This is a genomic window from Desulfosarcina cetonica JCM 12296 (assembly GCF_001311845.1).
In the GTDB taxonomy this organism is placed as follows: domain Bacteria; phylum Desulfobacterota; class Desulfobacteria; order Desulfobacterales; family Desulfosarcinaceae; genus Desulfosarcina; species Desulfosarcina cetonica.
Genome location: NZ_BBCC01000526.1, coordinates 1 through 697 on the forward strand (window position 1 = coordinate 1; position 697 = coordinate 697).

1 pseudogene is annotated in these 697 nt (G+C 61.3%); it reads right to left on the reverse strand.

Annotation, left to right across the window (positions count from 1 at the left end):
• A pseudogene (locus JCM12296_RS35390) lies at window positions 1-679 on the reverse strand (acyl-CoA dehydrogenase); the annotation flags it as partial.
• Between the last annotated feature and the right edge of the window lie 18 nt (window positions 680-697).

The following is a 697-nucleotide window of genomic DNA, read 5'->3' on the forward strand; positions in this document are numbered from 1 at the left end:
GGCCCTTCGAGGATGCGCCAGATCCTTACCATGCGGGCCACGTACTCGATGCCCAGTTCCTTGGAGAGGCCCACGCCGCCGTGCATCTGGATGGCCTTGTCGGCGATATCCCAGAGCATCTCCGTGGCCAGGACTTTCAGCGAGGAGCCTTCGATGCGCAGGTCGGTGATCCCCTGATCGCTCTTCCAGGAGGCGTAGTAGAGCATCCAGCGCACGCTCTCCAGCTGCATGGTGCGTCGGCGATCCAGTTCTGGATGGTCTGGCGGTCGGCCAACAGCTTGCCAAAGGTCACCCGCGTGTTGGCCTGGTCGATCATCATCTGGATGATGCGCTCGGCCATGCCCGTGCAGCGCGAGGCCAGCTCGATGCGGCGTACGCCAAAGCGGTTCTGCAAGGGAATGAAGGCCTTGCCGATCTCGCCGAGAATGGCCTCGTCGCCCACTTCCACATCCTCTAAAATCAGGTCCCAGGTGGGCATGGCGCCGATCACGGGGATCTCGCGGCCCACGCGCACGCCGGGCATGTCCTTGTCGATCAGAAAGGCGGTGAAGCGGTCCTTGGTGGAGGCTTCCTTGTCGGTCACGGCGATCACGATGAAAAAGACGTTGTCCTTGTCGCACTTGCTGATGAAGGTCTTGGTGCCGTTGATCACCCACTTGTCGCCTTTTTTTATGGCCATGGTCTTGAGGCCGCTGAC